The organism is Haloarcula amylolytica JCM 13557, assembly GCF_000336615.1.
Lineage (GTDB): Archaea > Halobacteriota > Halobacteria > Halobacteriales > Haloarculaceae > Haloarcula > Haloarcula amylolytica.
The window spans coordinates 1-13236 of sequence record NZ_AOLW01000059.1 but is presented as its reverse complement, the minus strand read 5'-3'; the positions used below and the strand labels follow the sequence as shown (position 1 = coordinate 13236).

Here is a 13236-nt window from a genome sequence, read left to right as displayed (position 1 = left end):
CGCGCGTACACGAAAGGAAGTCCGTGATCGGCATCATCCTTCTTTGTCAACGCCTACGTCACGCTACCACTTCAACGTGCAAAGCTGAGCACATTTATTTAAATTTGTTATAATAGCCAATATGTTTACGACTTGGTATCAAAGGCTAAGATGAAATAAATGAACGAACGTCAGTGCCCTGACTGTGATGTCGAGATGAAGATGACAAGCGTAAGTGCAGAGGGTGTTGGGGATCTCTATGTCGAAACCGACAGAGATGGTGGTGTACTTGACCGCCTTGGTATTGATCATCAAACCCCCATTCATGCGTTCCTCTGCCCGGAGTGTGGATTAACCCAGTTCTATGCTGATCTCTCTGAATAGGCTCATCGAAATCGCTGATGGCCTGATATAAAAACTTTCTCCGCGTTTTGCACACTATTTAGAAATTGTATTAAAGCTTCAAGATTACTAAAGAACAGTACGCGCACCTACCCAACAGCCTGTTCGTCCCCGCTGTGTTTGCCGACTATGCACGCTTATTGACCAGTCGTTTCATTCACTCACACGAGCAACAAACCGTTTTCGCAACGACAGATACCGGTACATCTAATCGTTTTTGAGTGCTACCATCCCTGAAGCCAACGCCCTTGGATAAGAACTGATGAGTGAAACTGTATTAACGACATATGAGACGTAATCGCCCACCTGGCTCGTTAGGAGCTGTCTATGATATGCTGTATGAGAACATCAAGCCCGGGGACAGCATCGAGGTTGATGCCGCCGTGACCAAAGTGCGTGAGACAGAGCGCTCAGTCGGTACCGCAGAGCACGTAGTTGAACGACTGGTCGACCGTGGCTACCTGTACAAGGTTGACGGACAGCTGTATATTACCGAATACCGGGATGGCTCCCAAGACCCGGAAAGCGAGCAGTAACCTTACGAATCGAGGTCAGTCGTATCGAAGTCGCCGATGTCGCCGCCCGACTGTGACGTGTTGTCCTCATCTGTTGAGGCCTCTGTGGCACTACCGGATGCGTCCTCTGCTGTAGATGGTGTCGCGTCACCAGTTTGGTCCTGCGAGCTTGGGGCAGTTTCGGCGTTGTCGGTGAGTTCCTCAAGCGCTTGGATAACGGTTTGTCGGTACTGGTCAGGATCGGTGTCATACTCTTCGCGAGCCATGGCAGCGTACTCGTTGCTATCGTCGTCGAAGCGTTCGAGCCGCTCAAGAGTTCGCTTCGCTGTTTCTGTCACCCACCGATTGCGGGTGTCTGCATCAACAACGGTCAGGTGCTCTGGTCGGAGCGAGACGTTGGTGTCGCCGTCGTCGGTTTCATAGGTTCGGGGCTTGCCAACAAGCGCGACGAAGACGGGCGGGTCAACCTCTCGTAGCATGGCGGCTGCTTCGGGTTGGTACTGCCCAGCATACGTAAAGAACGTTCCTGTGGGCCCGACAATTCGGCCTTGCCAGTACTCATCATCGCTGCCGACATCGTCGGTTTCGGTCAGGGTACCGACGACGAACACGCGGTTTGCTTTTGCGCCTGTCGGCAGCAGGGCATAGACGGGTGCGCGGTCATCGTCTGACTCCCGGAAGGTATAGCCTGCATCGTTGAATTCCCCAGCGAAGGCTCGCTGTGCGAGTTCGCGCATCGGGGCTTGTCCTTGGCTCATTTAGATCGACCTCGCAGTGATGAGGAGTTGTTCTGGATCATGCATCTCGGCGAGTTGCTCAAACTCATTGACGAGCAAATACCGGCCTAGTTCAGGGCCTTGGACACGATAGTAGCGCCCAAGCGTCGCCTCACGTATCTCGTCGGCGACAACGCTTGTATCTAAAGCGTCCATGGCCATCTCTTGTGCTTGAGACAGCGTAATATCGGCGACTTGTTCGGTCGCTTCTTTGTCGAAGATGACCTCCTGGACTGTATCGCCGTTGTCAATCACGCCTTTGATGCGGAGGTCGAACTCGCCTTCACCCTCGCCGTGTTCACTGCATCGCCCGTTTTGGAGGACACGTGTGCAGTCGTCTTCGGGACAGCGTTTGATCAGCCCACTGCCTGACTGGATATCGACGAGCGCCCCTTCAGCGTCGGTGGTGTCGTCGCCGACTTCGATATCCCGGTCGAGTGCTTCGATGGTGGTGGTGCGATTGAGTTTGACCGAGTACTGCCCCTGATACTCATCAGTGACGACGTTTCCAAGGCGGTAGACCTGACCTTCGGTGAGTGTTTCGAGATCTGACTTGGCCCACTTGGTGAACTTGATCGTCCCAGTTTCATCACCGAGGAGGCCGACTTGTGCTATCGAATCACTGCGAGGCTCCCAGAGATCAGCGACTTTCGCGGTAATGTCGACCCACTGTTCGGCTTCAGTAATTTCCTCGAGATCGACCTGTTGGTTGCCGTCCTCGCTGCTGACTTCGTCGCGGTCAACATCGCTGTCAGAAAGATAGGTACTCACGACACTGCGTCGAGCTTCGTCGAGTGGGACTCTGTAGTCATCGACAAGTGTGGTGAGCCGTTCCTCGATGTCGTCGAGGGGGGCATCGACTGACTCGGGTAACTGGTCGTGTATGTCTTGAGCTTCTTGCTGTATATCAGAGTTGCTCATAGTGTTCTCCGTCTCGTTTGCGATGGGAGACAACCGGCGGTACGCTTGGCGTTGTCTAAAACCCATGCAAATCGTGGCGAAAGTGAAGCTGTGTCGCTCCGCCCGAAGCGCTTCAATCACTGGACGACGGTGGGCTGGCTCACAGTGTGGACAGTCTGGTCTCCGATCCGTTTGAAAAATTTTTGTGTTCCTCTGGCGGGTGAGAGGATGACTGACCTTTCACTCGGTACGTTCGGAGACGGAGACAGCGCTGACAACGACCTCGATCCCGATGCTGCAAGCATCGCCCGATGCGCGACGACGTGTCGCGCTCCTGACCGCGACGATACCAGTTGGGCAGCCCCGGACGAGGACTGGGGGCTGACAACGCAGCGGCCGGTGTCGTCGATCAACACGTCGGCTGGTCGAGCAACCAAACAGCAAACCCGGTGGGTCGTCGGCGGGGACGTCGGAGACTACGTTGAACAGTACGCAACTGGTCTCCTGCAAATCCCAAACACGTACGGCGAGTTCGACTCCATTGACACCCGAGTCACATTCGTCGACGGACTCGCTGACAGCTATGGGTACGGCATTGACGCACGGGCTCTTGAAAAGGCATTGCGAGTCCTCACTGGCGGTGGCCGATACACTGCATCGAGATACACGGCGATCCCGTGCGGGCAGCAGCCGTGGATTCTGACGGGGCCAGAAGGGACGCTCTTGTGCAGCTGTATGCCCGTTGAGCGGCCGGAGAATCCATACACGAAGGACCTGCGGACGCCAGAGACAACCCTGCAGATTGAGGAGCAGAACCAAACAGTTCGTACGGGGGCTGCTGAGTTTGCTCACCTGCTGTCCGACGCTCTCGGTGTCGATATCGAGAGCGTAGAGTACGCAACAGTACGCGGGCAAACCCAGCACTCGTTCGTCGGCGAGGAGGACAAGTTCCCGATCAGAGCTAGTGACTTAGCACAGTTGCACGGGTTAACGTCCGATCCATCTGTCATCCAAGGAGGAGTCAGCCGTGGAGTCCAGCCCCCCAGCGGTGGCGATCCAATCTCGGTTGAGTGGGACGGGCCGGATCATCCGGTTGGATATCTCGACGAGGGAGACGTGATCGCTGGCTACGAGTTTACGTGGGAACAACCCGAAGAGTCGCTGGAAGACGTTGCAGTCGTTCGAGAGTATCGGATCACACGGAACTACTCGCGCTGGACGGTCGACTACCATACCCATCGACTCGCGGCAGTCGTCCCCTGACCGACGCCGCCAACGGCATATTTTGTGTGCCCTCCGGCAAGTGGAGGGTAAGCGAAATGTCACAGTCCACAGCGGCCAGTAGCACCGAAGCAGCAACGACAGACGCCGAAACGAGCGTGCCAGAGACGCCGGCGGACGGTGAAGCGGAACTCGACACTGCGGACCTTCTGTCGCTCGATGCCCCGCAGCATCTCCGGATCAGCGGCGAGGTCCAGCTGTTTGAGCAGATTTTCGCGGCGGCTGGCACGGTCACAGACAAGACACGGATAGGAATTACAGAGTCGGGAATCGCCATCCGGGCGGCTGACCTGCAGGGNATTTTCGCGGCGGCTGGCACGGTCACAGACAAGACACGGATAGGAATTACAGAGTCGGGAATCGCCATCCGGGCGGCTGACCTGCAGGGTCACGCGATGGTCGACTTGCGTGTTTCTGGGAGTTCGTTCACCTCTTTCGATGCAGGGAGGGGAACGTTGGGGGTGGACGTCGGACGAGTTCGCGATGCACTCTCGGTCGGCGATGCAGGCGACCTTGCACAGTTCGCACTCGATGCAGCGAATAGCACACTGGAAATCAACATCGACGGAATAACGCGCACTATTGATCTTGAGGCGGTTGAATCGCTCCGCTACCCTGTCGAGATGCCAGAGATAGACATCCCGGCGACTGTCCACCTGAGTCCAGACGATATCTCGCTCGGTCTCGACGCAGCCGATATGCTTGCCGACCGGTTTGACCTCTCTGTTGACGCCGATGCCGGAGAAGTGCGGTTTGCCGCAGACGGCGACACTGACAGCATGACCTACCGGTGGGACGGCACCGATCTCATCGCCTTCGAGCCTGCGGATGTCGCAGTGAAACTTGACTCGTCGCTGGTCAAATCGGCAAATGCTGGCCTGCCAGACGGCACGAATCGGGTTCTACATATCGGNCGGATGTCGCAGTGAAACTTGACTCGTCGCTGGTCAAATCGGCAAATGCTGGCCTGCCAGACGGCACGAATCGGGTTCTACATATCGGAAACGGGGTGCCGCTCGTGCTGAAATCGGAGTTCCCCGACGCCGATGGAGCGATGCAGTTCGTGATCGCGCCGAAGCTCCCGAACTAATTCGGTTCCCCGTGGTTTTGCGGAAACGGTGGTGTGTCCTAACCAACAGCGACCGCCATACATCTCTATTGTTGGTTAGCGCTAATTTTTGTGTCTCCCCGGTCGGGTGAGGGATTTCCTCTATGGACCAGACCGTTCCAGACTACGAGCGCTTTGAGCGCGAACAGATCGCACAGGACCGCGACCGACGGCGTCTCGATACCGTCGAGATCGACGAGCCACGAGGGCGTGAGGTGGTTACCAGTCTACTCAATGAGGGTGTGGTCGAACCCGTCCCAGAACACGAAGTCTTGCAGCACGTTCCGTCCGGGCAGTGCTTTGACTCCGACATGGCGCTGGTGTACTTCCACAAGGGCTGGGAGGCTAGAGGCGAGGAGTAGCCAACTCGCAGACTAACCAACACAGTACCTCACATTCCACTCGGTGTTGGTTAGCGTCAGGACCTCTTCTCTGACGCGGCGTATGGGCGCGTCCCGAGAGTTGATACCCTATCGGAATTTTCCCAAGCGTATGGACCGCACTGACTGGCCGACACCCGGCCCGAACGAGCCTGTCCCTGCGTGGGACGAGTACCGACAGCTGCGCGAGGCTGTCCACGACTACCTCGATCACGAGCCAGAGGACCCAAGGTGGGATGACATCTGGCGGGCGCTCGGCGCGATCATGGGCGAGTACCAGCGCGATGCGTTTGCCCAATCCTTCGACCTCGATGAGACTGCCGAGACAGCCTGCATACGCCGTCTCATCGCGGGCGACGACGAGTGCCCGCACTCGCCGCTTGACGCCGACACCGACCCAAACGGACCGCCTCACAGCCCGCCAGCAGACGACCACTCGACGCTCTGGCTTGACGATGGCGAGCCGGCGTTGTACTCGATGCACGTTTACCCCGGCAACATCGAGCGATTGGATTCCACAGAGCCGCCCCACAATCTCTGGTTCGACGTCTTCGAGTTTGCCGCCGAGTGGGGACTAGAGGTCTCGATTCTCGCAAAGTCATGGTACAACCTTGGCTCGGCTATCCACGTCGTCTTCTACCCGCCAGAGCGGTACAGGTAGCCAGCTCACCTCGCTCTCGCTCAGTCAGCAAGTCGATTTTGTGACCCCCAGTGGAGGTGCGGGGGCGTGCCCGAGAGTGCGTCCCGAAGATAGACCGATGTCAACGATACAGTCAGACACCCCAGAGCAGTCCAGCCAACAGACCACTTGCACCTTCGACGATTCGGACTCCCGGGACGAGGAGATGCGCGACCAACTCGATGCGTGGGTCGAAGACCTTGCCGACCTCACGAACGAGGCCCAAGCCAGTGAGCAGTTCCAGGAGTGGCTCGATGTGCAGAGCAAGTTCCACGATTACTCGGCTCGGAACACGCTGCTCATCAAGCTCCAGTGTCCCGAGGCAACGCGAGTCGCCGGCTACAATACGTGGCAGAATGAGTTCGACCGCTACGTCCAGCAAGGCGAGGACGCGATCTGGATCTGGGCTCCGATCATCACGAAGAAGTGCCCCGAATGCGGCAATTCGCCGTCGTATCACGAGAACACGGACTGTGAGTATGACGAAACCGACCCCGAGCAGTGGCGGCGGGGACTGGTCGGGTTCCGGCCAACGTCGGTGTTCGATATCTCTCAGACCGAGGGCGAACCGCTTCCCGAACTGGAGACAGAAGCTCACGGCGACCCGGATGGACTTGTCGAGAACCTCTTGGACGCGACCGACGAGATCGGCGTCGACGCGAGAATCGTCGCTTCAGAGGAGTGGGAACATGGGTCTGCACGGGGCGTTTGCGAGCGCCGGAACGTCATGACGACAAATCCGATGGTCGAAGCGGTTGACCGGGACAATCGAGCCGCCCTCGCGAGTACACTGATTCACGAGTTCGCCCATGCGGAGCTTCACTTCAATGTCGAGGATGAGGCGGAGCGGTCGAAACGTGAGGTCGAGGCTGAGGCAGTCGCCTACGTGGTCAGTCGTCACTTTGGGCTGGACCCCGACAACTCGGCGTTCTACTTGGCGGCGTGGGACGGCGACGCACCAGAGACGCTGCGGGACCGGCTGGACCGTATCTCGTCGACTGCGGCGGATCTGATCGACGCCGTCGAAGGTGACAGCTGAGCAGTCGGTCGTGCTTTTCCAGACGTGCCTGAGAGCCGTTNCCATCAGAGATGTGTATAAGAGACAGGCGTCGGGTAGCAATCCTGTCGGACAGTTTCTGAGTGTCTTAGCAGAGTTGCGTGACCAGATCGGAGGGCCGTACTACCTCGGAGATGTCAATGGTCGGTTGGAGTGGCCCGACCGAGGAGTGTACTTCTTTTTCTCGCCAGCAAGCGACCTCAGACAGATGCCCTCCACAAAGTGGCGACTCTCACGGATCGGTACCGTCGGCGTCAGTACCGGTTCGTCGAACACGCTCTGGAACCGGCTCAGGCAACATCGTGGGAACGTTCGCGGGAAGTACGCCGGCGGTGGCAACCATCGTGGTTCGATTTTTCGCTTGCACGTCGGTCAGGCCTTGATCGAGAAGCACGGCTGGCACGACGAGTATCCCCACTGGGGAGACCAGAATCCCGACGCTGAGACGACCGCTGTTCGCGAGCAGGAACATGAACTCGAACAGCGTGTGTCAGAGTACATCCGGGATCTGCCGTTTCTGTGGGTTGACATTCCGGGCAAGCCCGGACCCGAGTGTGACAGAGCCGAGATTGAGTCAAACGCTATCGCGATGGTGTCGAGGTATCGTCGATCCGCAGGACCGTCGGACCTCGATTGGCTTGGATACCACTCGCCGAAATCTGAGGTGTATCAGTCTGGACTGTGGAACGTGCGACACGTTTCTGACTCGTTCGACCCCTCGGTCGTGGACCAGTTGTCGGCGTATATCTCGTCAACGGAGGCGCTGGATCATCAATCGCGGATCTGATGGCAGGTTCCGCAGCGAGAACTCAGTACGCTCGGCTACGAGTCCGTAGGCAACCCCAGCCAGTGGCGCAACCACGGGAACCCACGCAAACGGAGACATGAGCAGTTCCGTCGAGATAGACTCCCAGACGGCAGCGTACATCAAAACAACGCAGACGGATGCAATGGCTGTCGACAGCCGCCACCGGACTCCCGCTACGAGCCCGGCCAGTGGGAGGCCATAGAACGCTACATCACCCGCAAGCGAGGACAGGAAGTAGGAGATACCAAACGCACAGAAGTATGTCAGAAACATCGCTGTGCCTCCTACCGACGCGACGAATACCCGTCGCCATCCAGCACGCTCGTCGGTGTCGTCCTGGACGGACTGCTCGTCGCTGTCCTCGGCCGTCGTGGTGACTGCAAGAGGACTCTTCGACTGTGTCTGGATGTGGCTAGACTCCGAACGAGAGGCATTGCGAGACTGCCCGTTGGCCTCCGTTTCGCCCTCGACTTCCTCGGTGATCGGGACCTCGCTCTGCAATGCAAGCACTCTGTGGGAGTCCGTTTCGGGACTGCTTGCTGGCTCTTGTTTCGCTGACTCTGGCAGATTTAAGCGTCCCGTCTGCTTGATATCGATTTCGCAGAACGAGCACACTGTCAGGAGGTTCGTGGTCTTGTTTGTCCCGCCGTTCTCGGCGGGGATTCGTCGCACAACTTCCAAATCCTCCGCAGGGAACCGCGTCCCGCAGTTGGTGCAAGTGTTGTTGTCCAACTGCTTCCGGAAGACGATCCGGTACGCCCAGTCTGGTGGGTACTCGCCCCGGTAGCTGTCAGGGTCGTCGTACTGCGATTCGATACCTTCCTTCATTCTGATAGACACTTCCGCTCGTCTCCGTATTTAAGGAGCGGGGTCGTTTTGTGCCGCGCCTGCCAGCTGGGCGCGCCGGTCGGTGCGCTCGGTGTTTTCCATGTCTTCTGAGGCGCGACACTCTTGGTCAGCGGCGGCTGTCGGCGATGCACAGCAGGCTGAGTACATCGGGTTCCTCCATCGCGAGCCCTTCGTAATCGATGCTTACCGGCTTGGATTCGCCGTCGGCGTTCGCGAGGACTACTCGTATCAATCCAAACTGCGGAACGTCGACGTCCCGATTGAGATTCTAGACAACGACTTTCGGAATCCAGATTTGGACCGGTACATTGAGCGCTTCGAGCAGTACGAGCCATCGGTCGGGATGCTTGGCGACGCATACGACCGGCAGGAAGCGCGACGGTATAACCAAGCCGCACGGGAGCTGAAACGGAAGTTTCCGGGGACAGAGGTTATCATCGTCCCGAAGTGCCGCGACACAATCGACGTGATCGACGAGGATATGATCTTGGGCTACCCGATGGGCTACTCCGACCAGACCGCCGACGAGTACACGGATATTGTGGACTGGCGAGGGCGGCGCGTGCATCTGCTGGGGGCAAGTCCNCCGATGGGCTACTCCGACCAGACCGCCGACGAGTACACGGATATTGTGGACTGGCGAGGGCGGCGCGTGCATCTGCTGGGGGCAAGTCCGACAAAGCAGTATCCGGTGATCGAGGAGCTAACACAGCCGCGTGTGACTGGGGAGGAGCCAGCCGATATCGTTGGCGTCGACTGGAACGGGATTCATCTGGCGGCGCTTCACGGCGAGTATTTCTCACCACACGGCTACGGCAATGCAGACCACCTCTCGGTACGGGAGACGGTTCGAGAGAGCTTGCGACACATCAGGTCCTACTGGAAATCGCGGGGTGTGTGGCCGACCGTGGAGAAAAACCGGACCCCGCTAACAGCGGAACCGATGGACCCTGTTTGGGCTGCTGACGGTTCGAGAGCAGCTGTGAGTGGCCTTGAGGATGCGATTGTCGTCGAGTACGAGAACGGACAGACGCTCGCGTACCGGAGCCAACACGAGCGAGACAGAGTGGAATACCGGGCAGGACTCACTCCCATTGAAGTCTACGGCTAGGAGAACTACTGCCAGTGAGGCTTTTACTGAACTCAGTGAAACAGTGCTGCCAGCGTTATATCATAACTACTGCTGATGAATACAGGGCGCGAGCCTTGCACTTACCGGTTCCTGAATCACGAGAAATCGAATCGCTCAGGACAGGTGTTCCAGTGTCCACTTGCGGCCTTAACTCAAAACCTAAGTTTCCGGAGCCAGCCAGAAGAGGCGAGAACGTACAGTAGACATTTATTATCTATGTGGTCGTGTTCCCGATATTTCCAACCTGGATAAGACAAATATTACGTATGAGTGCACTATATCTCAGTATAACTTGATTTCTCAACTTATTCCCGATTTGGATCGGCATGACAAGTTTGCGTTCCTTCTATCGGTCTACCGTGCAACTTACTATTCTCATAATTTGACATTCATCATAGTGTCCGTATTAGGTGCACTGACTATACTACCTCCATTACTCGAAGCGCGCACTGGAGTTGAATCGACAACTGCGTTAGTCGGTGTCTCAATCGCGTTTTTCTTGGCAACGACCCTGATATCAAAGTGGGCTGAAGGCTGGTTTTTGGACCGAATCAAGGCCAGAAACCCTGGGAACGGTGGACCTCACATTCGCCATGCAAGTGTAGCATGGAACGGATTACATATACTATGGGGTGCGCTGTTGGTTTACTATTTCGCGTTTGGGGCAGTAGTGCCGGGTGTTGTCAACTCAACGGTTAATACGGACGTGCTACTCTCTGGGTCTGGAGGCTACATGACTGCAGGACTTCTCATTCAAAGATTAGCTGCTACGATTTTATATTCAGCACTAGTCATTTGGGCGGTAGCAGCTATTTGCCGGGGTATTAGTGTGCTGTATTATAACCTGAGGCTCTAATATGATTGCTAAGAGTTGTCTAAAGGGCCTCTCAGCCTCTCAGATTCAGGTGGCTGAAATTACTCCTCTGTCTTAGTTTCTGAATATTGCAGTTGAAACTTGTTTTAATTCCAGAAGTTCTGTAGGAGATAGCCATTTGAGATATTCGCTTACGTCGCTCGCGACGACGAAGCAGTGAGCGTTCCAATGTCCGACTGATTGTCGTTCCGTGGACAGGCCAACGCCCAGAGCGACCTGAAACGGTGGTCGTCGGGCTGACACCCCATATTAACCAACACTCATCGCTTCTGTTGGTTAACGCGCTGTGTCGGGGCGATTTTTTGTTCCTCTGGCGGGTGAGAGGATGACTACAACTGATCCGACTCAGACGCAGGACGGACAGCCAGATCAGCAAGTCGGCTTCGACTTCAGCAAGCCCGGACAGGAGCACGAGATTGAGGTGTCGTACTCGTGGGGGTATGTCGACACCATCTACATGGACGATGACGGTGAACTCGTCCGCTCACAGGATACCGACGGCTACTATCGCAACGANACCATCTACATGGACGATGACGGTGAACTCGTCCGCTCACAGGATACCGACGGCTACTATCGCAACGACGAATCGTTCGAGTGCACCTGTGGGGAGACATTCGGTTGCGAGAGCAAAGCCAAATCCCATATCCGAAGCGAGGGCTTCCGAGGCCCGCCGGTGCCGGTCGCCGGCCATCCAGAAGCATTGAGCTGGGAAAACGAGCCGATGACCGACTTTGGGGGGAATGTGGAATTCATTCCAGATGTAACGAACACCGCCGCCAAAGTTGTCGACGGGGCTGACTACCTGATCGCCACGGCCCGGACGACACTGACGCCACCAGCGGATCATGAGTTCGACAGCTGGGAGCCACTGCAATCTGGCCGCTTGGCGAATCATCGCGGCGACCCACTGTTCTCGGCACGGCTCTTGTCGAAGGCTATCGCGACGCTTTCACCCGGACATCAGTACGTTCCAGACCGCTACACCATCTACTTCCGGGGGCACACAGCACTGTACTTGGAGGGGCCGAGGGGCGGCGTCATCATTGCTGAACGACTCCCCGGCCTCAACTGAGACGACGGTTTTCTGTTCCTCTGGTGGCTGAGAGGATGAGAGAACGACCCTCCGAAGCCCGTGATGGATCAGCCACGAACAGCAACGAATCGCCCACTGACGAGCAACCAATTCCAGTCGTCAAGCCACCATCGGCGTTTGTCTGGCAAGATGAAGTGGTCCCCGCGCTCGATGGGGCTATCACCATTCGCCCGGAGTCCGCCCGGTATCCGATAGCCGCACAGGTTGTCGACGGTGCGGAGTATCTTGTCGCAACAGCCCGAGAAACGTTCACTCCACCAGCCGACTACCAGTTCCAGTCGTGGGGGCCACTCCAGTCTGGTCGTCTTGCCCTCCGGTCAGGCTACCCGCAGTTCCCGCCAGTTGACGTGAGCCGTGCAATCGCAACGCTTGCGAAGCATCCTGCGTATCAGCCTGAGCGGTTCACGATCTTCTACCGAGGGTGCGAACCAGTGTATATCGAAGGTCCAGACGCCGGCATTGTGATCACCCCGTGGTGACTCGATAGCAGTTTTGTGGTCCTCTGGCGGGTGAGAGGATGTCCACACACTCAGCATCGACGCAAGCACAGTCGTTCCAGCATCGCCCGCCAGCAGACACGGGGGAGTGTTCCTGTCCGATACACGCCGATGGCGACCCGTTCACCGCACCTCTCGGGATTCGATTTGCCGATCATGTCGGCGTGGAGCCAATCGACAGAGAGACCGCAGCCGCCGTCTACGAGGCGCATCACTCATACATGGGGTCACTGCCGTCGGTCAATCTCGCTCACCACGGGCTGTACTTTCAGGACTCGCTAGTCGGGGCCATCACCTACCGGTATCCACTGATTTCGAAGAAGCGAATCCGGTACGGCGTCGACGGCCAGCTCTGTCCTGAACCAGTCGAGATCGACAGTCTTCCAGCGGAGATTCGAGCGACCGCCCGGCGGGTGCTTCCGTCGGCGGACACGCCAGTCGTTGACAGCGAAGTGGTATCCGGTGACTCGCTCGTCGAGGCCGCGCGGATCTGCATGGGCGTTCGGATGCCGAACCTCGCGTCGGCAGCGCTGGCCCGCTCACAGGAGCGATTCTTGCAGGCTGACGACCGTGACACNATCTGCATGGGCGTTCGGATGCCGAACCTCGCGTCGGCAGCGCTGGCCCGCTCACAGGAGCGATTCTTGCAGGCTGACGACCGTGACACTCGCTTCTTGTTAACGTGGGTTCGCTCGGACTACGATGGAGCGATGGTTCGGGCGCTGCAAGACAAGGGCTGGACCTGCACGGGCTACCGCGAACCAGGGCAGGCAAGCAACCGCGAGGACAAGCCGATTCGTGAGCGGTATAAATGGCGGTTTCTCTGTCCCGTGGACACTGCTCGCGAGCAGTCAACACTTGCACGGTGGTCTCGGTGACCGACGTCCAGCCCGGGGCAACGGC

Annotated in this window: 15 protein-coding genes; 12 read left to right on the top strand and 3 right to left on the bottom strand. The window is 57.5% G+C overall.

The features are described from left to right. Positions 1 to 159: 159 nt before the first annotated feature. Together C442_RS21180 and C442_RS19505 are read left to right on the top strand one after the other, a co-directional pair. Positions 160 to 363: a hypothetical protein gene (locus tag C442_RS21180; protein WP_080504348.1), complete on the top strand. Its 204-nt coding sequence runs from the start codon at positions 160 to 162 to the stop codon at positions 361 to 363. A 350-nt stretch (positions 364 to 713) separates the two neighbouring features. Beyond that, the gene (locus tag C442_RS19505; RefSeq protein ID WP_008313509.1) at positions 714 to 917 is read left to right on the top strand and encodes a hypothetical protein; all 204 of its coding nucleotides are present in this window, start codon (positions 714 to 716) and stop codon (positions 915 to 917) included. Between the two features lie 2 nt (positions 918 to 919). Here the strand turns inward: C442_RS19505 and C442_RS19500 are convergent, their stop codons facing one another. Beyond that, positions 920 to 1633: an RPA family protein gene (locus tag C442_RS19500; protein ID WP_008313507.1), complete on the bottom strand. Its 714-nt coding sequence runs from the start codon at positions 1631 to 1633 to the stop codon at positions 920 to 922. 21 nt (positions 1634 to 1654) lie between these two features. Beyond that, positions 1655 to 2593, bottom strand: coding sequence for a replication factor A (locus C442_RS19495; protein WP_008313505.1), 939 nt, complete (start codon positions 2591 to 2593; stop codon positions 1655 to 1657). Positions 2594 to 2800: 207 nt separating this feature from the next. On the opposite strand from C442_RS19495, the gene C442_RS19490 reads away from it, so the two are divergent. The 6 genes from C442_RS19490 (at position 2801) to C442_RS19465 (ending at position 7864) form a co-directional block, all read left to right on the top strand. Then, on the top strand, positions 2801 to 3835 hold the full coding sequence (locus tag C442_RS19490) for a hypothetical protein (RefSeq protein WP_008313503.1): 1035 nt from the start codon (positions 2801 to 2803) through the stop codon (positions 3833 to 3835). Between the two features lie 943 nt (positions 3836 to 4778). Next, a complete protein-coding gene (locus tag C442_RS23135; protein WP_239642339.1) occupies positions 4779 to 4943 on the top strand; it encodes a hypothetical protein in 165 nt (54 codons plus the stop codon). A 122-nt stretch (positions 4944 to 5065) separates the two neighbouring features. After that, on the top strand, positions 5066 to 5323 hold the full coding sequence (locus C442_RS19480) for a hypothetical protein (RefSeq protein WP_008313500.1): 258 nt from the start codon (positions 5066 to 5068) through the stop codon (positions 5321 to 5323). A gap of 130 nt (positions 5324 to 5453) precedes the next feature. Then, a complete protein-coding gene (locus C442_RS19475) occupies positions 5454 to 6002 on the top strand; it encodes a hypothetical protein (protein WP_008313498.1) in 549 nt (182 codons plus the stop codon). A gap of 97 nt (positions 6003 to 6099) precedes the next feature. After that, the gene (locus tag C442_RS19470) at positions 6100 to 7059 is read left to right on the top strand and encodes an ArdC-like ssDNA-binding domain-containing protein (protein ID WP_008313497.1); all 960 of its coding nucleotides are present in this window, start codon (positions 6100 to 6102) and stop codon (positions 7057 to 7059) included. 115 nt (positions 7060 to 7174) lie between these two features. Further along, positions 7175 to 7864 carry a hypothetical protein gene (locus C442_RS19465; RefSeq protein ID WP_193363420.1) on the top strand — a complete coding sequence of 230 codons (690 nt, stop codon included), beginning with the start codon at positions 7175 to 7177 and terminating at the stop codon, positions 7862 to 7864. Here the strand turns inward: C442_RS19465 and C442_RS19460 are convergent. Next, positions 7829 to 8713, bottom strand: coding sequence for a hypothetical protein (locus tag C442_RS19460; RefSeq protein ID WP_008313492.1), 885 nt, complete (start codon positions 8711 to 8713; stop codon positions 7829 to 7831). The genes C442_RS19465 and C442_RS19460 overlap by 36 nt on opposite strands. 100 nt (positions 8714 to 8813) lie before the next feature. Here C442_RS19460 and C442_RS19455 point away from each other — a divergent pair, with 100 nt between their 5' ends. The 4 genes from C442_RS19455 to C442_RS19440 all read left to right on the top strand — a co-directional run bounded on the left by C442_RS19455 (position 8814) and on the right by C442_RS19440 (position 13211). After that, a complete protein-coding gene (locus C442_RS19455) occupies positions 8814 to 9845 on the top strand; it encodes a DUF6610 family protein (protein WP_008313490.1) in 1032 nt (343 codons plus the stop codon). 1220 nt (positions 9846 to 11065) lie between these two features. After that, positions 11066 to 11815, top strand: a complete 750-nt coding sequence (locus C442_RS19450) for a hypothetical protein (protein ID WP_008313488.1) — start codon at positions 11066 to 11068, stop codon at positions 11813 to 11815. Positions 11816 to 11850: 35 nt separating this feature from the next. After that, the gene (locus C442_RS19445) at positions 11851 to 12315 is read left to right on the top strand and encodes a hypothetical protein (protein WP_049943117.1); all 465 of its coding nucleotides are present in this window, start codon (positions 11851 to 11853) and stop codon (positions 12313 to 12315) included. A gap of 38 nt (positions 12316 to 12353) precedes the next feature. Continuing rightward, positions 12354 to 13211: a hypothetical protein gene (locus C442_RS19440; RefSeq protein ID WP_008313487.1), complete on the top strand. Its 858-nt coding sequence runs from the start codon at positions 12354 to 12356 to the stop codon at positions 13209 to 13211. Positions 13212 to 13236 lie beyond the last annotated feature (25 nt).